Origin of the sequence: Polaromonas sp., from assembly GCF_016185115.1 — a bacterium.
Taxonomy (GTDB): Bacteria; Pseudomonadota; Gammaproteobacteria; order Burkholderiales; family Burkholderiaceae_C; genus Polaromonas.
In genome coordinates this window covers 1-21943 of sequence record NZ_JACPOF010000004.1, presented here as the reverse complement: position 1 = coordinate 21943, position 21943 = coordinate 1, and the positions used below count along the sequence as shown (strand labels likewise).

The 21943-nt window shown below is 59.8% G+C and carries 21 protein-coding genes; 1 reads left to right on the top strand and 20 read right to left on the bottom strand.

The genetic code is table 11. The annotated features are described in order from the left end of the window. Window positions 1–5 precede the first annotated feature (5 nt). A complete protein-coding gene (locus tag HYX42_RS00850; RefSeq protein WP_293398713.1) occupies window positions 6–2150 on the top strand; it encodes a glycosyltransferase family 41 protein in 2145 nt (714 codons plus the stop codon). Window positions 2151–2159: 9 nt separating this feature from the next. On the opposite strand, the gene HYX42_RS00845 is transcribed toward HYX42_RS00850, so the two are convergent. The 20 genes from HYX42_RS00845 to HYX42_RS00750 form a co-directional block, all read right to left on the bottom strand. Continuing rightward, window positions 2160–3188: an XdhC family protein gene (locus tag HYX42_RS00845; RefSeq protein ID WP_293398712.1), complete on the bottom strand. Its 1029-nt coding sequence runs from the start codon at window positions 3186–3188 to the stop codon at window positions 2160–2162. An 80-nt stretch (window positions 3189–3268) separates the two neighbouring features. Next, complete coding sequence (locus tag HYX42_RS00840; protein ID WP_293398711.1) at window positions 3269–5410, bottom strand: xanthine dehydrogenase family protein molybdopterin-binding subunit; 2142 nt, start codon at window positions 5408–5410, stop codon at window positions 3269–3271. A gap of 10 nt (window positions 5411–5420) precedes the next feature. Further along, window positions 5421–5885 (bottom strand): (2Fe-2S)-binding protein, encoded by a 465-nt coding sequence (locus HYX42_RS00835; protein ID WP_293398710.1) that lies wholly within the window; start codon window positions 5883–5885, stop codon window positions 5421–5423. A gap of 159 nt (window positions 5886–6044) precedes the next feature. Beyond that, the gene (locus HYX42_RS00830) at window positions 6045–6962 is read right to left on the bottom strand and encodes a LysR family transcriptional regulator (RefSeq protein WP_293398709.1); all 918 of its coding nucleotides are present in this window, start codon (window positions 6960–6962) and stop codon (window positions 6045–6047) included. A 58-nt stretch (window positions 6963–7020) separates the two neighbouring features. Next, the gene (locus HYX42_RS00825; RefSeq protein WP_293398708.1) at window positions 7021–7158 is read right to left on the bottom strand and encodes a hypothetical protein; all 138 of its coding nucleotides are present in this window, start codon (window positions 7156–7158) and stop codon (window positions 7021–7023) included. Between the two features lie 16 nt (window positions 7159–7174). Then, window positions 7175–7849: a DUF2269 family protein gene (locus HYX42_RS00820; RefSeq protein ID WP_293398707.1), complete on the bottom strand. Its 675-nt coding sequence runs from the start codon at window positions 7847–7849 to the stop codon at window positions 7175–7177. Between the two features lie 78 nt (window positions 7850–7927). Further along, window positions 7928–8080 carry a hypothetical protein gene (locus tag HYX42_RS00815; protein WP_293398706.1) on the bottom strand — a complete coding sequence of 51 codons (153 nt, stop codon included), beginning with the start codon at window positions 8078–8080 and terminating at the stop codon, window positions 7928–7930. An 18-nt stretch (window positions 8081–8098) separates the two neighbouring features. After that, window positions 8099–8983, bottom strand: coding sequence for a VOC family protein (locus HYX42_RS00810; RefSeq protein ID WP_293398705.1), 885 nt, complete (start codon window positions 8981–8983; stop codon window positions 8099–8101). 3 nt (window positions 8984–8986) lie between these two features. Continuing rightward, window positions 8987–9361, bottom strand: a complete 375-nt coding sequence (locus tag HYX42_RS00805; RefSeq protein WP_293398704.1) for a YciI family protein — start codon at window positions 9359–9361, stop codon at window positions 8987–8989. Window positions 9362–9673: 312 nt separating this feature from the next. After that, complete coding sequence (locus HYX42_RS00800; protein WP_293398703.1) at window positions 9674–10630, bottom strand: D-2-hydroxyacid dehydrogenase; 957 nt, start codon at window positions 10628–10630, stop codon at window positions 9674–9676. 25 nt (window positions 10631–10655) lie between these two features. Next, window positions 10656–11852, bottom strand: a complete 1197-nt coding sequence (locus HYX42_RS00795) for a M24 family metallopeptidase (protein WP_293398702.1) — start codon at window positions 11850–11852, stop codon at window positions 10656–10658. Then, window positions 11839–12852: an amidohydrolase family protein gene (locus HYX42_RS00790; RefSeq protein WP_293398701.1), complete on the bottom strand. Its 1014-nt coding sequence runs from the start codon at window positions 12850–12852 to the stop codon at window positions 11839–11841. The genes HYX42_RS00795 and HYX42_RS00790 overlap by 14 nt, the downstream gene beginning before the upstream one ends. A 7-nt stretch (window positions 12853–12859) precedes the next feature. Next, window positions 12860–13843, bottom strand: a complete 984-nt coding sequence (locus HYX42_RS00785) for a tripartite tricarboxylate transporter substrate binding protein (RefSeq protein ID WP_293398700.1) — start codon at window positions 13841–13843, stop codon at window positions 12860–12862. Between the two features lie 47 nt (window positions 13844–13890). Then, window positions 13891–15531 carry a CocE/NonD family hydrolase gene (locus tag HYX42_RS00780; protein ID WP_293398699.1) on the bottom strand — a complete coding sequence of 547 codons (1641 nt, stop codon included), beginning with the start codon at window positions 15529–15531 and terminating at the stop codon, window positions 13891–13893. A 62-nt stretch (window positions 15532–15593) separates the two neighbouring features. Next, window positions 15594–16607 (bottom strand): Bug family tripartite tricarboxylate transporter substrate binding protein, encoded by a 1014-nt coding sequence (locus HYX42_RS00775; protein WP_293398698.1) that lies wholly within the window; start codon window positions 16605–16607, stop codon window positions 15594–15596. Window positions 16608–16780: 173 nt separating this feature from the next. After that, on the bottom strand, window positions 16781–17560 hold the full coding sequence (locus tag HYX42_RS00770; RefSeq protein ID WP_293398697.1) for an enoyl-CoA hydratase-related protein: 780 nt from the start codon (window positions 17558–17560) through the stop codon (window positions 16781–16783). After that, complete coding sequence (locus HYX42_RS00765; protein ID WP_293398696.1) at window positions 17557–18360, bottom strand: crotonase/enoyl-CoA hydratase family protein; 804 nt, start codon at window positions 18358–18360, stop codon at window positions 17557–17559. Before HYX42_RS00765 ends, HYX42_RS00770 begins: the two co-directional genes overlap by 4 nt. Before the next feature lie 3 nt (window positions 18361–18363). Then, window positions 18364–19206: an amidohydrolase family protein gene (locus HYX42_RS00760; RefSeq protein WP_293398695.1), complete on the bottom strand. Its 843-nt coding sequence runs from the start codon at window positions 19204–19206 to the stop codon at window positions 18364–18366. A gap of 40 nt (window positions 19207–19246) precedes the next feature. Further along, window positions 19247–20902 (bottom strand): AMP-binding protein, encoded by a 1656-nt coding sequence (locus HYX42_RS00755; RefSeq protein ID WP_293398694.1) that lies wholly within the window; start codon window positions 20900–20902, stop codon window positions 19247–19249. Window positions 20903–20933: 31 nt separating this feature from the next. Next, entirely contained in the window at window positions 20934–21698 is a 765-nt protein-coding gene (locus tag HYX42_RS00750; protein ID WP_293398693.1) for an SDR family oxidoreductase, read from the bottom strand. Window positions 21699–21943 lie beyond the last annotated feature (245 nt).

Genomic DNA, 21943 nt, shown 5'->3' with positions numbered 1-21943 from the left:
CGGGGATGGAAGATCTGCGGAGCCCGGACAGCATTGCCAGCCATGACGCCCTGATGCAGCGCGGCAGCGAGTTGCATGCCCAGGGGAAAATCGAATACGCACTGCTGGCGTTTGAAGAAGCCTTTGCACTGCAGCCGGGCAACGTCAATACGGCCTCGGCGTGCGCCGCCATGCTGTCCGCGCTGGGCAGGCCCATTGCCGCATACAGGGTGATGCTGACACTGGAGGCGGTGTTGATGCAAAGTGCAGACGGTGCCGCCAACCTGGCCATCACCGCCCAGGCCAGCGGAGATATCGACTACGCCCGCCTGGCGTATGCCCGGGCGCTTGAACTCGACGCAAATCACCTGCGCAGCCTCAACAACACGGGCCTGATGGCTGCTGCTCAGCTGAATTGGGCCACCGCAATCAGTTGTGCGGCACGATGCGTGGCATTGGCGCCCTACCGAGCGGACTACCGGGCCCACCTGTGCGATGCACTGTGTGGCGCACGCAGCCTGCCAGAGGCGCTCGAGGCCGTCCTGGAGGCCAGGGCGCTTTTCCCTGATGACATGGCCTTGCACACGCGGCAGATCATCATCCTCGCGTTCAATGGCGAGCTAAAGCAGGCTGATCAGGCCATCTCGGGCCTTGACGCTGCAGGCATCGCCCACCTGCGCGGCTTTTTATCCAGCTGGCCACCCATGTCGGCCACTCTGTCCCAGGAACAACTGCCCGATGCCCTGCAGCTTTGTGCGGCACAGGTGTTTGAAGCCGCAACAGTGTGTGACTGGCGCAGCCAGGGCAAATTCATAAAGCTGCTGCGGCAACGAATTGCGGAAGACACACCCCAGGGTATCGCCCGTGACTGGCAGTCTGTCGGCTTCTACAGCGACATCCTGGGATTGACAGAAGCCGAGGTCGAAACCATTGAAGTGCACACGGCAAAGGCATCAGAAGCAAACCGGCAAGAAAAACTCCGACCCTATGTCCGTCACCTGCGGAGCACGGCAGGCGGCCCCGGAAACGACGGCCGGATCCATGTGGGCCTGGCCCTGCCGGACCTGCGTGACAGCCAGGTCCGCGATGCATTGATTCACCAGCTGGGCATGCATGATGCGTCCCGCTTCGCTTGTCACGTCTATGCCTCCACCAAAGCGCCAGAGCCGCAATGGGCGGATGCGGTTCGGCCCCATGCTGCGAGCGTGGTTGAGCTGGCCCATATGAGTGACGCCGAGGCCGCAGGCCGCATCCGACTGGACCGGCTCGATATCTTTATCGACATGGCGTCTGCCGCAGCACGCCCGCGCAGCGAGATTGCAAAAATGCGGGTTGCGCCCGTGCAACTGGGTATCCCTGCCAGGCACGGATTCCAGTTACGCGGCGTATGCGACTACGTGGTCTCGGACAGCTGGGTGCATCCTGACCGGATGTCGCAACAGCACAGAGGCGCGATCGTAAGACTGCCGGTCACATGCTGGCTGGACACGCTGGCTGGTACCTGCATACCTGAGCTTCAAGACCGCAGGGACACCGGATTGCCAGAAGACTGTTTTGTAATTTCCACCTTCGTTCACCCGCTATGCCTCGACGCCGCCAGCTTTGGCGCATGGATGAAAATCCTGCGCTCCCTGCCGGATGCAGTAATGTGGCTTCCGCCCTACGACCCCGGAATTGCAGCCAACCTGGTACGGGAAGCGCAGGCGGCAGGCATCAACAGCAAGCGGCTTTTTTTCGCCTCACCCATGACGCGGGCAGCCATGCTGGGCGCGATGCAGGGTACCGATCTTTTTCTGGACACCCTGGCCGTTAACGCCTGCGAAGGTTTGGCTGACGCCATGCGTATCGGCCTGCCCGCCCTCACCTGCCCGGGGGAAAGCATGGCATCACGCATGGGTGGAAGCATCCTGAGTGCGGCCGGACTGCAGGAATGTGTAGTTGAGAGTCGGGAAGCGTATATAGCGGCTGCGACAAGACTGGGTCGCAACAGCGCCGAGCTGACGGCATTGCGCCAGAGCATGGCATCCAGGGTTGCAGCATCACCGCTATTTGATACCGCGGCAAGAATCAGGGACTGGGAAAGCGCATGGACCCTGATGGCGGAGCGGACGCACGCCGGACTGCCTCCGTCTGCTTTTGATGTACCGGCGGCCTCTGCGCCTGGTTTCTAAAAACCCCCGTCAGCCGGTAACCTCACACACCTCACCGGTGGGCGGAAGGCCCAGTTCACTCTTGGCATCTGCAACGCTTGAGGCTCGTGAAAGGGCCACGCCGTTCTTGACGGCTGTGAGCTGCGCAAGAATCGAGATCGCAATCTCCGAAGGCGTCTTGCTGCCGATATAAATACCGATAGGCCCATGCAGCCGGTTCAGCTCCTCATCAGTCATCTCAAAGTGTTCGGCCAGCCGCTCGCGGCGGCGCTGGTTGTTGACGCGCGAACCAATGGCACCCACGTAAAAAGCGTCCGAACGCAAGGCCTCCATGAGGGCCAGGTCGTCGAGCTTGGGGTCGTGCGTCAGTGCAATAACGGCGCAGCGGCTGTCCAGCTTCATGGACTGAACGACATCGTCAGGCATGTCGGTGACCAGCTCCACACCGGGGACCTGCCATGAGTTGCGATACTCCTCGCGCGGGTCGCAAACCGTGACGGCGTAATCCATGCCTTGTGCGATCTGCGCGACAAAACGCGACAGCTGCCCGGCGCCAATGATCAGCAGGCGCCAGCGCGGCCCATGCAAGGTGACCAGCGCATTTGCAGAGACCTGCATCGACTGCGCGGGCAATGCATTGCTGAGTGTGACCACGCCGGTCTGCATGTCCAGCCGGCGCGCCACCAGTTCACCTGCACCCAGGCGCTGCAGCATGTCGTCAATCCTGCTCTCCACTGACAGCGGCTCTATGGCCAGTTCAATCGTGCCGCCGCAAGGCAGGCCAAACCGGTGGGCCTCATCCGCCGTCATGCCGTAGGTCACGACTGCAGGAAGCGTACGGCTCAGGCCTTCACGCCGCGCCCTGTCGATCATGTCGTCTTCGATGCAGCCACCTGAAACCGAACCCACCACACGGCCATCCTCACAGATGGCCAGCATGGACCCCTCAGGCCGCGGGCTGGAACCCCAGGTTTTAAGCACAGTCACAAGCTCACAGCGCAGGCCTGAGGCCAGCCACTGCGAACAGGTCTTCAGAACTTCGAGATCAATGTTGTCCATACCCGCAGGTTACCAAAAATCGGCCCCGCATCGGCGGAGGCCGATGTGTTTTCAGTTCAGGCCATTCCTGCCAGTCATCGTCACGCCCTGGCCAGGTTGTCGTGCAGCGGCAATTGCCGCACGCGCTTTCCTGTTGCAGCAAACAGCGCATTGGCAACTGCAGGGGCGACCAGCGCCGTTGCAGGCTCGCCAATGCCGCCAGGCTTTTCGGTACTCGGCACCAGCGTGATGTCAATCACCGGCACCTCGTTCATGCGCAACACGGGATAGTCGCCGAAGTTGGTCTGCTGCACGCGCCCCTTGTCCAGCGTGATCTGGCTGTTCAGCGCTGCAGTCAAGCCGAACACCACACTCGACTGGATTTGCGCGATCACGGTGTCGGGGTTGACCATGCGGCCAAGGTCTGCGACCACGGTCACCTTGTGCACGGTGATCTGTTTGTCCTTGACGGATATCTCGGCCACCTGCGCCATATAGGTGTCATAACCTTCCATCAGCGCAATACCCCGGTAGCGGCCCGCAGGTGCCGGTGTGGCCCACCCTGCCTTGTCGGCCGCCATCCTGAGCACATTCGCAAAACGCGGCTGTTTTTCAAGCAGGGCCATGCGGTAGGCATAGGGGTCCTTGCCTGCACCTGCGGCCAGTTCGTCGATGAAGCTTTCATTGGCAAAAGCGTTGAGCGCATGGCTGACCGATCGCCAGTAGCCCACGCGCAGGCCACTGTCATGCTTGACGATCTCATGGCGCGTCGCCGGGATGTCGTAAGGCGCAAGTGCCGCCTCGGTCATCAGCGGGTCCTGCGCCTCGCCGGGCAGCCCAAACACACGGCCCGTCACCGACTGCGACACCATGCGGAAAGTCATTGCTGTCGGTTTGCCGTCAGGCCCCACTGCTGCCGCCAGCTGGTGCACGGACATGGGCCGGTAGAAGTCGTGCGTCATGTCGTCTTCCCGCGTCCACAGCAGCTTGACCGGCTTGTTGACCGCCTTTGATATCTGGGCCGCCTGCACGATAAAGTCAAGATCAATGCGCCGGCCAAAACCGCCTCCCAGGAAAGTGGTTTTAACCGTGATGTCTTCGGGCTTCATGCCCAGCGCCTTTGCCACAGCGCCCTGCGCGCCGTCCTGCCACTGGGTCGGGCCTATCAGGGCCATCTTGCCGTTGCTGTAACTGGCAGTGAAGTTCATGGGTTCCATGGTGGCGTGCGCCAGCAGCGGCGAAACGTATTCGGCGCGAACCACTTTGGCGGCGCCGGCAATCACCGCATCGGCATCACCCACAGCCTTCAGCGGCAGGGGTTTGTCCGTCGCCTTGCGAATACCTTCCAGCATGGAGGCATTGGTAATCGCCGCACCCGGGCCTTCATCCCACACAATGCTCAAGGCGGCTCTGGCCTTTCTGGCATGCCAGTAGCTGTCGGCGACAACCGCGACGCCATCGGGAATCTGCACCACATCAATCACACCGGGCATCGCCTTCGCCCTGGCGCCATCAAAGCTTTTGACAGTCCCGCCAATCACAGGGCATTGCTCCAGCGAGGCATAGACCATTCCAGGCATCTTCACATCAATACCAAACTCGGCCGTGCCGTTGGTTTTGGCCGGCGTGTCAAGCCGTTTCGTCGGCTTGCCGATGATGGTGAAGTCTTTCGGATCTTTCAGCGCAACCTTCTCGGGCACAGGCAACTTGGATGCGGCTTCTGCCAGGGACCCATAGGTCGCGCGCCTGCCTTTCGCGCCAATCACCACACCGTTTTCGGCTCTCAGCGTAGATGCGTCCACATTCCACTTTGCGGCTGCTGCAGATACCAGCATGGTGCGCACCTGCGCGCCGGCAATGCGGAGTTTTTCCCAGCCATCGCGCACCGAGGTAGAGCCGCCGGTCAGTTGCGGGCCACCCAGCAATGCGTTGCCATAGACCTTGCCGTCGGGCGGCGCAATCGCCACCTTGATGCGGCGAATGTCGACATTGAGTTCTTCCGCAATCAGCATGGGCATGGACGTGTAGACACCCTGCCCCATTTCAGAACGCGCCGATATCAGCGTGATGGTGTTGTCATCGGCGATATGCACCCAGGCATTGGGCGTGTAAAGCGTGCCGGCAGCCTGCGTTGACAGCGGCAGGCCAAGGCTGACACCAAGCATCAGCCCGCCGGTCACCGTGGATGATGTCTTGAGGAAGCTGCGGCGGTTCAGGGACGCGGTTTGTAGTGAAGCATTCATGATGTTCCCCTCAGGCTTTGCGCATGGTTGAAGCGGCATCCTTGATGGCGGCCTTGATGCGCGGGTAAGTCCCGCAGCGGCAAATATTGCCGCTCATGGCCGCATCAATATCGGTATCGCTGGGGTTGCTGTTGCCCTTGAGCAGGGCTGCAGCGCTCATCAGTTGCCCGGACTGGCAATAACCGCATTGCGGCACATCGTGTTTGATCCACGCCACCTGCAGCGGGTGGGTGTTGTTGCGCGACAGGCTTTCAACAGTGGCTACCTTTTTACCCGCAACAGCCGACAGCGGCGTCTGGCAGGAACGTACCGGCTGGCCATTGAGATGCACAGTGCAGGCGCCGCACAGCGCCACACCACAGCCGAATTTGGTACCCGTCATGCCGAGTTCGTCGCGTATCACCCATAACAGGGGCGTATCCGGCTCGGCATTGACGGACACGGCGCGGCCGTTGACGTTGAATTTTGTGCTCATGGTGGGGGGTCCTTCTGGAGTTGCTATCGTCAGTCCGCCCCGAACCGGCAACCGGTTCCAGGCTCGGCACGCGTACATGCTACGACTGCGTATCCGGCCGCGTCCACGTAGAAACCCTCACCACGTAACATCGGCGACAGCCGGGCTTGTTTCCAAAAGTTACGGCAGGTCGTTGAAGATGTCGAACACCATACGGCGCAGCCACTGGTGGCCTGCATCGGCATGACGCTGCTCGTGCCACTGCTGCTTGATGGGAAAGCGCGGCACATCAAATGGCAGCTGCGCGATGCGCAAACCGGTGCGTGAGGCAGCCATGGCCAGCGCGAGCCGCTCCGGCACACTGAGCAGCAATCGTGAGTTAGCCACCATGGTTGACAGCCCGAGCGAATGAACGGCAGTCAATACCACCTTGCGCTTGTCCAGGACGTTCAGTTCCGACAAGGTTGAATGCAGGGCGTCATAACTGGCGCCGCTGGGCCGGTAAACGATATGCGCCGCATCGAGATACTCGGGAAGCTCCAGTTTTTCGGCTTTCAATTCGTGATCTGCACTCAGCAGCGCCACATAACCCTCCTCAAACAGGCGCTGTTGATAGATGCCGGTACCGAGTGGCTGCCAGCTGCCAATGGCCATGTCAATCTCGCCGTCAACCATCAGTTGCCTGCAATTGGATGGCGAAGCTTCGACTGTTTCAAATCTCACGTGGGGGGCCAGCTCCTGGGCTTTGGCCAGCAAGGGGGGCATCAGCACCAGTTGCCCGATGTCATTGACCGCAATCCGGAACAGCTGGTTTGAAGTGGCCGGGTCAAAGCGCCGGCTCTGGTCTATGGCCTGGTTCAGCTTGGCCAGGCCTTCTTCGACCGGTTCAATCAGCTTTGCAGCGACAGCGCTGGGCACCATGCCATTGGGCGTGCGCACAAAAAGCGGGTCGTCAAAGCGCTCTCGCAGACGCTTGAGTGCATTGCTGACCGCAGACTGGGACATGCCAAGACGATCACCCGCCAGCGTCACACTGCGGGTTGCGTAGATCGCCTGAAAAACCAGGAAGAGATTGAGGTCGACGGTGTTGATGTTCATGCACGAACAGAAATGAAAGCCCTCTATTGACTTTAACCGGGATTATCCATTTCCAAAATCAAGTCAGGCCTTTCAAGGCAAACCAGCCAGCTGCAGGCAACAGCAGGTTGATCGCCCAGGGCACGTGCGAATTCAGTAGCCATGCTGCAATGAGGAACGCAACGGCCAATCCCAGCCAAAAGATGCGCTCTTTCATGGCTGGCAAATACCCATTACGCAGCCGATGGCGACTTGGTAAAAGCGCCTTGCCAGGGCAGGCGTTTCGGGATGCGGTTGGTCATCCACGCGGTCACCACAATCACCAGCGGCAGTCCGACGGCAAAAACAGTCCAATCGGTAGGCCGCAGAATGCCCAGCACCACAATCAGCGCAAAGTTGGGCACATCGAGAAAGTGCGTCGCCGTTGTGAGTCTGGCCCGTAGCTCGCTCTCAAGCGCGGGAACGCAGCCACCCGTTGCCTTGGCCTGAGCGACACCTTCGCGCAGCTTCAGGTAGTGCATCTTCATGATGAGGTGGCCCTCAAAAAACTCGAACACGAACAAAACCATCATCCCCGACAGCCATGGCATATCAAGGAACGTCCACCCGTAGTAGCCAAAAATCATGGTGAAGCCACTCAACAAAATGCCCAGGGAACCGGGCATGACCAGCTTGTAATAAAAAGTCATCATGGCTTCGAGAGAGTCAACGAGGAGCGGCAACGACTGCGCCCGACGCGCACGCAGGTCACTCACCAGAACGCCCAACAGTCCGGCGCCCAGTAGAACGAATGCCAGGACGTGCAGCAGCTTGAATACGGTGTAAAACGGGATCAGTTTCCCCAAAAGCCAGGCGATGGTCAGCAGTACGGCTGAGATGATAGGCAATTTGATAAAAGTGGATTTCATGGTAGTTGGGTTTTCTAAAGATTAATCTGCCGCGACGATGGTGTTGTGCGGGAATACGCCCACCGATCAGCATGGGCATCAAGAGAAGGCATTGAGGACGTAATCTGGTGGCGAGCCAATGACCAGTTTGGCCGTTTCAAGCTGATCGGATCGGGCGAGTGCGCGCAGTGCTCGACTGCGTGAAATTGTGGCTACGGTGGTCATGCCAGTCGCCTTGTTAAACGTCATCATGTCGTCTACCTCCTCTATTTAAAATTCACCGCTCATCAAGCGAATGGCTTCAGGCGTGGGCCCGCCCGTTCCCCAAACATTGGCGTTCTGTGGCGTGCGCTTCCATTCTTTTGCATTCCACACCTGGTCGGGTTCGATCTGGATGAGTTCGGCGGTGTATTCACAAACAAAGTTAGCCGGATCCCGAAAATAACTGAACACATTGCCGCCAGGCCCGTGCCTTCCCGCCCCCCAAATTTGCGGTACACCAGCCGCTTTGGCGCGTTCGCTTGCGGCCAGGACGGCTGCTTCATCATCAACCAGGAATGCCATGTGGTTGATCGCCGTATTGCTGCCTTGTCCGATGCCCAGGCAGTGATGATCTTCATTGCACCGCAGAAACACGATGGCATCGTTTTCATACCAATCAGATATCTGAAAACCCAGGATGTCTAAGTAAAAGGCCAGTGTGCGACGTGTGTCGGGCGAGTTGAGCACCACATGGCTCATGCGCAATGGCAAGGGTGTATCCAGGTCTGTCCGCGCAGCGTGTTGCTCAGTGGCGCTGATTTCGACGATTCGTCCGTCGGGATCGTGCAGCAGAAAACCGAAATACGCCCCAGGCCCTTCCAGTGGCGCTGGCTCAGTCAGAACAGGGCAGCCAGCGGCTAGCGCACGGGCGTGCAATGCGATGACGGCGGCATTGGAGGCTGCACCAAGCCGCAGCCGCTCCAGCCCGTTGCGCGCGGCATCCGTGAATCCGAGCACCCATGGCTCGGAGCCGCGTGCTCGCAGCCAGCGTGTTGAATTGGCGCTGGAATACACAACGGGTGTCAGGCCCCACAGTTCGGAGTAGAAGCGCATTTGTATGTCGCGCGACGTTGTGGCCAGCGTCACGCCGCGAAGAGAGTTCACTTGTGCCATCGTTTACCCCAGGCTGTAGGTTTGATCGGAGATGTCCAGGTGGATTTGAATCCGGCCCTCATTCAGTTGCCAGCGTTGAATGGTGAACGTCATTGCGCCCAAAGCGCAGAATGGGTCCCCCGCCGCCAGCGCCGAAGCCTCCTCCTCTGAACTGGCGCGAAAGACCGTCATGCCCACGCCCTGACTTCCATCCGCCTCGAACAAGGGACCCGAGGCAAACACCAGCCCCTTCTTCTCCAGGGCGATGATCCAGTGGTAGTGATCCAGCAGCACGGCAGCAAGTTTGCTGCGGTCAATCACCTTGCGAAACATCACGTAATACGATTTTTTGAGCATGAGCGACTTGAGTCGCTCAATCTCTTGTTGATGGGTAGACATTCGGTCTTCCTTTTAAAAAATACTGATTGAAATCAGTCTTCTGCTGCAAATCCAGATGCTTTGCCTGTGGGCAAGCAAAAGATCACGGCGGATACCTGGCGCAGTTGCGCCAAGGTCACCGTTACCCAACCCGCAGCCCTAAACGCCGGGCATGGGCGGCGGTTGCAACGAATGACCGCGTCATCCGCTCGCAACAAGTTGACGAACACGGCAATCGCCAGTTTCCAGTTTTGCAAAGATTCGTCCTCCCGCTTTTGGCGGCACGATGAAAGCACTAATCAGGGGTAACTGCCATATATATGCGGTAAAAATTCAATGTGCAATCAAACTGTCCATGCCGTCCACACCCGAAGCGCAAAAAATTTCAAGGTGGTGCGCCAGGCACGGAAAGGCATCGGCAATATAGGTGTTTGAGAACCCGCCCTGATGGGCCGTGATGATCACGTTGTCAAGGACCCAGAAAGGGCTGTCTGCAGGCAAAGGCTCAGTGACAAAGACATCCAGTCCGGCACCTGCAATCTGTCGGTTCTTCAGGGCTTCAAGCAGTGCAGCCTCATCGACGACACCTCCTCTTGCAATGTTTACCAGGAAGCTGCTGGCTTTCATCTGCGACAAAAACTTCGCGTTGACGATGTGGTGGCTTTCAGGCGCGTAGGGAATGGTCAGCACCACGTAATCAAAATCCCTGACTGCATCAAGCATGCCTTCGTGACCGACCATGCGGTCGAAGTTGGCCAGTTCGCGCGGCGCGCGGGAAACGCCGGTCACATGCATGCCGAAGGCCTTGCATCGCAGGGCAATATCCTGCGCGATGGCGCCGACCCCAATAATCCCGATCTTCTTGTTGAACAGCAGCGCTGCCGGCCAGCGGTCCCACTTGTGCACAGCCTGGCTGCGTATATTGCGCGGAAGGTCTCGGCTGAGCGCCAGCATCATGCAAAAAGCCATCTCCGACATCACGGGCCCGTGAATGCCCCGCGTCGCCGTGACAGCCACCCCAGCTGCCAATTCGGGGTTGTCGCAGATGCCATCCACGCCCGTCCCCAGCGAATGCACCCATTTGAGTTCGCGCGCACTCGCAAGCAGCGGCGAAGCCAGCATGGAGCCGAAAGTCACGATCACATCGGCAGACCCGATGACCGGCAATGCCCCGGCCTTGTCCCCTGCCATGTGCAACGTGACATCCGGAAAGCGGGAAGCGATGAGCTGTTGCAGCTTGCTGCGCATTTTTTCATGTGGCAGCAGTATCAGCAGTTCTGGTTTTTTCATGCGCGTTATCCTGCAGGGACTAAAGTCAAATCTCGAAAATCTGCTGCGGCGTGGCGTGCAGCCGCTCAGGCGCGCCGTCGGTCAACAGGAAGTTGTCGCACACCGTCACAAACATGCGTGCATTGGCTATGGCCGGATGGATGCCGATGTTCATGCCGGCCGCGATGTCCATGGATTCATCGTCCCGCACCAGGGGGCGCTCGACCACTTCATACCCCTGGCCGTGGCAATGCAAACGCCTTTCCTCGGGCAGCCTGCGCGACCGCAGGTAGCCGTTGAACTGGTGGAACACCTCGCGGCAAGACACGCCCGGCTGCAGCAGCCCCAGCGTGTACTTCTGCGCCTCGACCACCTCCTCGAAAGCATCCTTCATTTCCTGCGATGCCTTGCCCAGCACGAACATGCGGCCGAGGTGCACAAAAAAGCCGCCCGGGCCGCTGTTTTCACACTGGAACATCAGCACATCACCATCCCGTATGGTCCGGCCCTGAAAAGGCCGGTGGCGGATCATGGCCGGCTGGCCCATGGGCGCCGAGGTGCCTATCATGTAGCCGCCCTCGCTGCCCCGCAATTGACCCAGGTATTGCGCATAAGCCATTACCTCGAAGTCTTTCATGCCCGGCGTCACGAAGCCTGCGATCTCCGACATCACTTCGTCCTGCATCCTCGCGGATTGCCGTATCCAGGCGATGTCTTCGTCGCTCTTGATGGCCTTGAAACCGTCGATTGGTTCCGTGAAGTCCACGATCTTCCCGCTGCCCACCAGTTCGTGCAGGCGGCTCACAAAGCCGTGATACACCGACGACGGCGCCACCAGGCCGATCCTCGAATAACCGCGCTCCTTGATGACCCTTGCAGCGATTTCCGCCTCATATCCTGCGGCATAGGAAATTGCAGGAAAGCTGGGCGTCATGAAGCGCTCGCCTATGCCCCTGAACTCAGGCGTCGCCGGATCGTTCTCCTTGCGGCCGCCGAAGTCGCCGTGGTGGATCACGGTGGCCAGCCCGTCCCTGGGGAAGATCACGACCTGCGCGTAGCTGTTCATGACCGGTATGCCCGTCAGCCACCTGAAATGCCCCGGGCCGCCGCCATAACCGTTGGTGCCGTGCGCCACCAGCACGTCGATCTTCTCGTCTTCCATGCGCTTGCGGACCAGGGCCCAGCGCCGCTCCAGTTCGGCGGTCGAGACGATGTTGCAAAGCCGTTCGTCAATTCTTTCCATCGTTTGCTTTCATGGCAGTTCCCAGGCGCGGCAGCAGCCTCAGCGCATTGTTCCGCTCGATGTCGCACACCTCCTGCTCTGTCAGGCCAAGCTGCGAGAGCTCTTCGACCGCCACGGATGGAGACCAGTAAGGGAAATCACTTCCAAACAGCAACTGCGGTATCTCGGCCAGCGAGCGCACGGCCTGGAAGGCTGCCGCAGTATTGATGCTGACCATGTCGTAGTGAAGCTTCCTGAACTCATGCATGGCGCCCAGCGGCACTTTTTCGGCCAGTTCCTTGCGCACCGTGAGCACACGGGCGATGCGCCCCGCAAGCATGGGCAAGGTACCGCCACCATGCGAAAAGATGAAACGAATGTCCGGGCAGCGTGACAGAGTCCCGCTACACAGCAGGCTGCTGATGGCGCGCGTGGTGTCGAATGGAAACTCGAGAATCGCCGGGGGCAGGCCCGTGCCGTGGTTGATGCAGCAATGCGCCGCCGTCGGGTGAAAATAAACCACCGCCTTGCGGCGATTGAGCTCATCGAACACCGGCGCAAGCCGGGGGTCGCCGGGCATGACGTCGCCGTAGTTGGTCACCAGCCCAAAGCCGTCGACGCCCAGCACATCCAGCGCATAGGCAATTTCCTTCAGGCTGTTGTCCACATCCGGCAAAGGCAAGGCCGCAAAAATGCCGAAGCGGCCCTTGTGTTCGCCGGACATCGTGGCAGCATATTCATTGCACTCACGCGCCAGCACACGTGTCTGCTCGGCATTACCGAACCAGATGCCCGGGGTGGAGATCGATGTCACAGCAGTGGCCACGCCATTGCGGTCCATTTCATCGATGGCCTTTTGCGGTGTCCATTCGGTCAACTGCTTTGTATAGCCCGGCGCCGGCGCCAGAATGCGGTCGCGCTCTTTGACCAGATAGCTGGGCGGGAAAATATGGTGATGCGTGTCGATGCGGTGCGGCTTGCCGTCACATCCACAGTTGCTGCGGTATGGTGAAGTAGTCATGTCGCCGTCAGTCAAGCTTCACACCAGCAGCCTTGACCGCCTGCGCATATTTGACCAGGTCATTGCGCACCAGGTCGCGAAAGGCTTCGGGTGATGTGACATAGGGATCGAACCCCACGGTCCCAATCTTCTCGAGCGATTCCGGGGCGGTCAGAAACTTCTGAACTGCACCGCGCATCGCAGCAACGGCCTCCGGGGGGGTTGCGGCAGGCGCAAACAATCCTATCCAGAGCACGCTCTCAAAACCCGGAACGGTCTCGGCCACTGTCGGCACATCCGGAAGGATGGTCGACCTTTTGGATCCGGTGGAAGCCAGCGCCTTGAGTTTGCCCGAGGCAATCTGGGGCTTGAGCGCGGTGGCGCCGAACAGCGCCGACACCTCGCCGGACATGGTCGCCAATGATGCCGCAGCACCCCCCTTGTAGGGCACGTGCATGAGGTTCATGCCGGTGCGGGTCTTGAGGATTTCCATGGCGAGGTGGCTCTGGGTGCCGCTCGACGCCGATGCATAGCTGAGGGGTGTGCCACTTTTCCTGGACAAATCGATGAACTCCCGCAAGGTTTTCACAGGCACCGACGGGTTCACGCAGAGAAAGAGTTCCTGCGAGACAAGCGACGACAGGGGAATAAAGTCACCCGTCGGGTTGAACGGCAATTTGGCGTACACATGGGGGTTGATGGTGAGTAGCGCATCAGGTCCTACCAGCAGCGTGTAACCGTCAGCTGGCGACCTGGCGACAAACTCCGCGGCGATATTGCCGTTGGCGCCCACCTTGTTTTCCACCACGAAGGGCTGCCCCAGACTGGCCGACAGATTCACCGCCATCAGCCGGGCCAGCAGATCGGGCCCTGTTCCCGGCGGGCTGGGAACTACGAGCTTGACTGGTCGAGCCGGGTAAGGCGATTGCGCGTTTGCCGGTACGATGACCGCCAGAGCGGCGACACACAGCACAGACGAGAAAAACCTGAATATTTTTTTTGCAGGGTTCACCTGATGTCTCCTTCAATCCAACGGCCATGCGTCATGGAACCAACGTTTCAATCAACGAACGGGATTTCGACATACGACGCATGCGGCTCACGCAGGTAGATCGTGTCGGAGCCCATCTTTTGCGGGTTGTAGATATGCGCCCAGACAACTTCAGTCACCGGTGTGTCCGTATTGGCAATCTCGATGCGGATGCGGCTTCCCTTCTTGAACTGGTAGGCCATGGAGCGCAAGGGAATTTCAAGCTTCAGCAAGGTGCCAGGTTCTGAAAATGTTTCCGACTCGTGAAGGTAGTACGGGGTATCGGCGTTGCTGAGTTTGGGGTCGCGTGCGTTCGGTGACAGCGCATGCGATGCGCGCAGGCAGCCCTTGGTCACGATGACTGCGCGCGGCTGGGCGCCGGGGGGTGCTGCGACATCGGGCGCGAACTGCTCGGTGATCTTGACGAACACATCGGTGTCGCGCCGCGTACTCTCAACGTGGATAACGGCCTTGGCATTACCCTCCATGATCCTGTCGTTTTCAAGCGGCGGGCTGGTGAAGGTCAGCACGCCGCGCACCGTGTCCGGCCCCTGCGGGGTGATGACGGCAGTGCCCAGCACCCAGTCAGGATGGGGGTAACTCCAGGTGAGGCTGGCATCGCGCCCCTCACCTGCGCCAGCATCGCGGTGCAATGACCCGTCATTGACCGAATTGACCGAACCGGTTTTCACCGTGCCCAGAAACAACTTCTCACGCCGTGCGTTTGCGGGAGGCCAGGCTGAGCCCTGCTTCCTGATCTGCGAATTGCGCACCGGGTATTCCACAGGCGGCCGGGCGTCATACGCAGACGGAATGCCCTTGAGGTAGCGGTCGTAAAACGGCAGCATGACATCGCGGTGAAAGGGAATAGACTCGAACTCGCCTGCCGCGTGGAAAGGCGTGGGCACGCCGCTGACAAGCAGCTTGCATTTTTCGCCAAGCAGGCGGCTGGCCAGGATGTTGCCCTCCAGGTGCAGGTCCTGCTTGGCCCAGACACCGATGGAAAAGACCGGCACTTTGATCTCGCCCACACGGTTGATCGCCGTGCGCTCCTTCCAGAATGCATCGTTGAGCGGATGCTGGCCCACCAGATAGGCCATGTCCTGCGGCAGCTCGCGCGGCTTGCCACCGTTGGCCGGGTACTTGTTGGCCACGCGCACATTGCTGTTGAACCAGATGCCGAACCAGTCCGACTCGATGCCGTTGAGCGTGCCGAAGAAGCGGTAAAAATCCAGCATGCCGTCATACGGCGCAATACATGCCAGGTGCGGCGGGTTCTGTATGCCCATGTGCCACTGCGACATCGCATAGTAAGACTGCCCTATGCCGCCCACCTTGCCGGTGCTCCATGCCTGCGCAGCTATCCACTCGATGAGCTGGTAATGATCGCGCTGCTCGGCCTCGCTGAAAAGGCCATAGTCGCCGCCCGACATGCCGGTGCCGCGCACGTCGGCATGCACATAGGCATAACCCTGCTCGATGTAAAACTCGATGGGACCCGTCTCGCGCCACAAAAACTGCGGTGTGGCCGGCAACTCGTTGTTGTCGTAGCGGTAGGGCGATGCCGCATACAGCACGGGAAAAGGGCCAGGCCCGGCAGGCCTGTAAATACGTACGGCGATCTCCACACCGTCACGCATGCGGACCATCACATCTTTTTCTTCAATCACGGCTAATCCTTTATCTGGGCAATCTCATCTGGCCGCCGCTGTACTTCAGCGAGCCGCGTAGTTCAGGAGTCTGCCGAGAAATTGAAGGACTTCGCAATGGGCGCCCACTGCGCCATGTTTGATTTCAGGCGCGCAGCCATGTCGGCAGAGGTGGACCAGCGCGGCTCGAGGCCCCTGTCTTCAAGCGCCTTGATGACGGCCGGCGTCGCCAGTGCGGATTTGATGGCGGCATTAAGGCGCTGCACATGTGCGGGCGGTGTCTTTGCAGCGACAAAAAACGCAAACCAGTCGTTGAGCACGATGTCCTTGTAGCCCTGCTCCTGGAAGGTCGCCACGTTGGGGGCGAAGCGGCTGCGTTTTGCGCCCGTCGTGGCCAGGATGCGGCACTTGCCATCGGCCAGGAAAGGCAGGAAATCACCGACAGGCGCGCAGACGGCAGCAATCTGGCCGCCAATCATGTCCAGGATGGCAGGCGTGGTTCCGCGGAAGGCCACATGCGTGAGGTCAACGCCAGCGGCGCGCGCAGCCATGCTGCCTACAAAATGCAGCGTTGATGCAGCGGCAGGTGAGCCGAAATTGGCAGCGCCCGGGTTGGCCTTGCACCACGTAAAGAACTCGGGCATGGTCTTCACGCTTGCGGGCACCATGGGGCCGACGGCAAAACCAACATCAAACACAGCACCCAGCGAGACCGGCGTGAAATCATTGACCGGGTCATACGGCAGCTTTTTGTAGGTATAGGGGTAGAGGTACATCATGGGCGACGGCGTCGCCAGGATGGTCGTGCCATCGGCAGGCGCAGCCTTGACTGCCGAGATTGCGATCTGGCCGCCGGCGCCATTGCGGTTCTCGACAATGATGTTGCGTGCATAAGCGGGCTGGATCGCGTCAGCGATGCGGCGGGAGAAGAGATCCATCAGCGTACCGGCTGGCGAGCCCAGAATGATCTTGGCCATGTTCATCTCATTGCCCTGCGCCATCGCGGCGGGGAAGCCACTGCCTGCGGCCACTGCTGCGGCCGAAGCCTGCAGCATTTGCCGGCGCGAATAGTTGTGGGGGGTATGTTGCATCGTCATCGTCGTCTCCTTTGTATTGACAGAACAGTCTGGGTTCAGACCGGTTTTTCTGGTTTTTAAGCCGTAGGCTTAATCCTAGATTCCGTCACACACGAAGTCGAATGAATCGTCGTGATACCTGTCATCCGGTTTGTGAATCCGGTGTGCGGATTCACGTGGATGCATGCGGGTAACTAGGTACCCGTGAACTTCGCGGGCCGCTTGTCGAGGCGCGCACGCATGCCTTCGGTCTTGTCTGCAGTCGAAAACAAAATCGGGAAGCACTTGCGCTCGAATTCAAGCCCCGCATCCAGGCCGTTGTTCATGCCCTGCAGCACAGCCTCCTTGATAAAACGCAACGCCATGCCAGGCAGCGCTGCCAGTTGGCCTGCCAGTTGCAAAGCCCGTGCTTCTACCTCTGAATCTTCCAAAACTTCACTGGCCAGCCCCATCGCCAGAGCCGCATCGGCCTTGAAGGGTTCACCCGACAGCAAAATTTTCATTGCGGCAAATTTGCCGACAGCACGCGTGAGGCGCTGCGTCGCGCCACCACCCGGCATGATGCCGACCTTCACTTCAGGCTGGCCAAAGCTTGCGCCCTTGCCTGCAATGATGATGTCGGCATGCATGGCCAGCTCGCAGCCACCACCGAGCGCATGGCCGCGCACCGCAGCAATAACCGGCTTGCGGCAAGCAGCAACGGTATCCCACAGGCGGCCCATATTGCGGTTGACTATCTCGACCGGTGTGGCATCCACGTACTCAGTGAGGTCGGCACCTGCACAGAAAGCGCGCTCGTTGCCAGTCAGCACGATGACTTTCACGCTCTCGTCGGCATCCAGCCGCGCAAAGGTTTCAGCCAGTGCATGGCGCAAGGCAATGTTGAGGGCATTGAGCACTTCAGGCCGATTCAAGCGCAGCAGCACCACGCCATCGGCCGGCCTCGTTTCGAGAATCACGTCCTGCGCGTTCATTTGGAGAACACCGGTGGCCGCTTTTCAAAAAACGCATTGACGGCTTCATGATGGTCGGCTGTCTGGTGCGCCAGGCCCTGTACCCTGCCCGCTTCAACAAGTGCCTGGTCCAGCGTCTGGGTCTGTGCCTGGCGCAGCAGCTGTTTGGTCCAGCGCAGCACTTCGCGTGGGTTGGCGGCAATGCGGCCGGCCAGTTCGAGCGCCGCAGCCATCAACTCTTCAGGCGCCACTACACGCGAGACCAGCCCGATACGCAGCGCCTCGTCCGCAGAAATCGTGTCACCCGTCAGCGCAAGCTCGGCCGCTTTCGACTGCCCGACAACGCGCGGCAACAACCAGCAACCACCATCCCCCGGAATGATGCCCAGCTTGACAAAACTCTCTGCGAACTTCGCGCTGCTTGATGCGATGCGAATGTCGCACATGCTCGCCAGGTCACAGCCCGCGCCCATGGCCGGGCCATTGACGGCCGCGATGATGGGCACTTCAAGCGTGAGAAAGGCGCGCGGTATGCGCTGAATCCCGACGCGGTAGCCCTCGGTGACCTCTGCTGCACCGCCGCCGAACATGCCGGTCTTGTTGCGCATGTCCGCAACATTGCCGCCCGAACAGAATGCGGTGCCGCTGCCGGTGAGGATGGCTGCGCGAACGCCTTTGTCGGCGTTGAGTTCGGCAAAACGGCTTTCAAACGCGGAAAACACCTCTTCGCCCGACAGCGCATTGCGTGTTTGCGGGCGGTTGATGGTGAGCACGGCGACATTGCCGTGGCGTTCAAGCAGGAGGGGAGCGTCGCTGCTCATCGCCTACAAACCCAGCACACGCTCGGCATTGCCGTGCATGATCTTTTCCATCACTTCGTCCTTGTAGCCCAGTTCTTTCCACTCGCGCAGGATGCGCTCGTAAGGCAGGCTCGGGTAATCGCTGCCGAACATGATCTTGTCCTGCAGGCGACCACGAATATCGACCTTCAGGTTGCCCGGAAAGTGTTTGGGCGCCCAGCCCGACATTTCCCAGTACACATTGCCCTTGTGCAATGCGACAGCGGTGGTCTCATCCACCCACGGCCAGCCGGGGTGGGCCATGATGATTTTCAGGTTGGGGAAATCCGCTGCCAGGTTGTCAATCGCCGAGGGGTGCGCATGACGCACGCGTGCGCCGTTGCCGCCCGGCATACCGGCACCCATGCCGGTCGTGCCTACGTCAATCATCACGGCTGCGCCCAGTTCATTGATGACTTCGAACAGGTCGTAGTGGCGCCTGTCGTCCACCGCAAAGTGCTGCATGATGGGGTGGAAGTGAAAGCCGATAAAGCCGAGTTCCTTCACGGCTTTTTTGGCCTGCTGGATGGCGATTTCGCCCTTGGCAGGTTCAACCGCGCCCCAGCACTGGATCACGCGTTTGGGGTGGCGCTTCCACATGTCGTGCACATACTCGTTGGTGCACGGCGGCGTGGCGACTGTGGTTTCAAGATCCAGTGCGACCAGACAGGCTTCAACGCCCGCGTCTGTAAATTCCTGGATAACGCCCTCTTCGTCCTTGGCGACCCAATCGCGCTTCCAGTAAGTCGCCAGCGCTTCGGGGTAAGGGCCCTGGGCGTCAATCCATGTCTGGGTTCCGGGGTAGCAGTGCAGGTCAATGATTCGCATTTTTTCTGTTCTCTTTAAATTTTGATGTTCAGGCCGTGATTCAGGCCGTGGCCGCTTGTTCCAGTGCCAGCTTGGCCGTCACCATTTCGCCCAGCGCTTTTTTCGACACCTTGCCGAAGGTCGACACCGGAAACTCATCCAGCACTTCCAGCCGCTCGGGCAGCTTGAATTTGGCGATTTCCTTGGTCAGCAGAAAGGCTACCAGTTCCTTGAGTTGCAGCGATTGACCCTTGTGAAGAATCACATAGGCACACATGCGCTCGCCCAGGTTGGCGTCGGGCATGGGCACGATGGCCACGTTCTGCACGGCGGGGTGCATGAGTACGAGGTTCTCGATTTCTTCGGCACTGATTTTTTCACCGCCACGGTTGATCAGGTCCTTCTTGCGGCCTTCAACAATGTAGTTGCCCGACGGGTGCTGGCGCATCAGGTCACCCGAACGGTAAAAGCCGTCAGGTGTGAACTGGCGTGCGTTGTACTCCGGCACGCCGTAGTAACCGCGCAGGGTGTAGGGGCCGCGGCAGGTCAGCTCGCCGACTTCACCGAAGGCGACCACCTTGCCATCGTCATCCACCAGGCGAACCTCATCGTCGGGGCAGATGGGCCGGCCGCAGGTTTCAAGCTTCACATCAGCCGGGTCATCAAAGCTGACAAACATCAGCACGCCTTCGGACATGCCGAAGTTCTCCTGCACAAAAGCCGAGGGAATCAGCTCCGTCGTTTTGGTACGCACCTCAGGCTGCATGCGCTGGCCGCCGCTCTGGATCTGCTTGAGCGATGACAAATCGTATTTGCCGATGGACGGGTCGTTGATCAGACGGATCAGCAAGGCCGGCACCACTTTGAGGTGGGTCACCTTGTGCTGCTGGATCAGCGCAAACATTTCTTCAGGCCGCGTGTTGGCATGCACCACCACCTTGCCACCGTTGAACATAAAGCCCTGGATGCCTGGGCAGGCCAGCGGCAGGTTGTGCGCAATCGGCAGCACCAGCAGCAGTACAGAGTCACCGTCCACATGCGCGGCTTGCGAAGCGACCTTGGAGTTGTAGGCGTAGTCGTTGTTGGTACGCGGGATCAGTTTGGGTATGCCCGTTGTGCCACCCGAAAGCTGGAAGATGCAGGGGTCGGTCGGGTCTATCCTGATCTTCTCCAGTTCGCTGCGTTTGAGCGTGGCGGGCTTTTCGATCAGCTCGACCAGCGAGTGTTCGCCCTTGCCGGCCTTGCCCAGCACGATGCGGAACTTCAGGCAAGGCTGCTCTGCCTGTACACGGTCAATCACAGGCGCAAAGGCGAAATCGCCCTGCGTTTCAGGGTAGACGCAGGTGGTGGCCTGCGAGAGGTTCACGAACTGGCTGATCTCGAGGTAGCGGTGCGTTACCAGCGCGGCGATAGGGATTGCGCCCAGCTTTTGCAGCGCAAAGTACAGGATGACGAACTCGGCCACATTGGGCAGCGTCGGCACGATGCGGTCCTGCGGCTTGATGCCGATTTCGAGCAGGTTGAGTGCCAGGTTGTCGGTGATGCGGTCCAGGTCGGCGTAGCTGTACTCGCGCTTGCCGTCGACCAGTGCAATCTTGTTGGCGTAGCGTTTGAAGACAGCGTCGAACTCCTGCGCCAGCGACTGGTCACGCCAGTAGCCCTTGGCACGGTAGTCGGCAGCGAACTCGGGTGGGAAAGGTACAAAGCCTTGCAACATGATGTGTGCCTTTGCGTTGTTTTGTGGGTGTTCAGGTCGAGGCCGTGAAGCCGCCGTCGATGACGATGATTTCGCCCGTGACAAAGCGGTTGCCCTGCAGCAAATTCATCATGGTCTCGGCCACGTCCTCTGCCGTCACGCAGCGCTTGAGCGGCGTGGCACGGGCGCGCTTGCCCATGAGGTCTTCGTATTTGTCGCCCAGCATGCGTTCCATCCAGTCGCCTTCCATCCAGCCCGGTGCGACTGCGTTCACGCGAATCTCGGGGCCCAGGTTCCAGGCCAGGGTTTTGGTCATGTTGACGACCGCTGCCTTGCTGGCGGCGTAAGGCAGGGGCTGCGGGCCGGGACGCAGGCCGACGATGCTGGCGGTGTTGACGATGGACGGGTTGCTGCCCTTCTTCAGCAAGGGCACGGCAGCACGCGTCACCTGGAACAGGCCGCGCACATTGACCGCAAAAGTGCGGTCCCACTCATCGAGGTCCAGGCTTTCCAGATCCTTCACCTTCCACTTGGCGGTAGTGCCGGCGTTGTTGACCAGCGCATCGAGGTGACCGAACTTCTCTTCAATGGTTTTCATCATGGCGCGCACGCCAGTTTCATCGCTCACATCGCACTGGATGCACAGCATGGTCGCGCCCAGTTTCTCAGCCTCAAGAGCGGTAGCCTTGGCCGCGGCGGCGCTTGAGCCGTAATTGATGGCCACGTCGTAGCCGGCTTTGGCCAGCGCCAGTACTGCGGCTTTGCCTATGCCTGTTGCGCCGCCGGTCACCAGGGCTTTTTTGCGTGCTGCTGTCATGAAGATTTCCTTTGATTGAAGTTGAATTCAGGGTACGCGGCGGCCGATGCTGGCGCAGCAGGCCTGCCGCCAATGTGTAAAAAATGTTTTACTGGGGTTGCAGTTTCAGGTCAGTGACGACCTTCTTCCACACACCGCGCTGCTCGGTCACAAACTCGCCCAGCTGTTTGGGCGTGCCGGTCTTGGGGTACACACCCAGCTCGGCCATGCGGGCCACGAGGTCCGGCGCCATCACGACCTTGTTG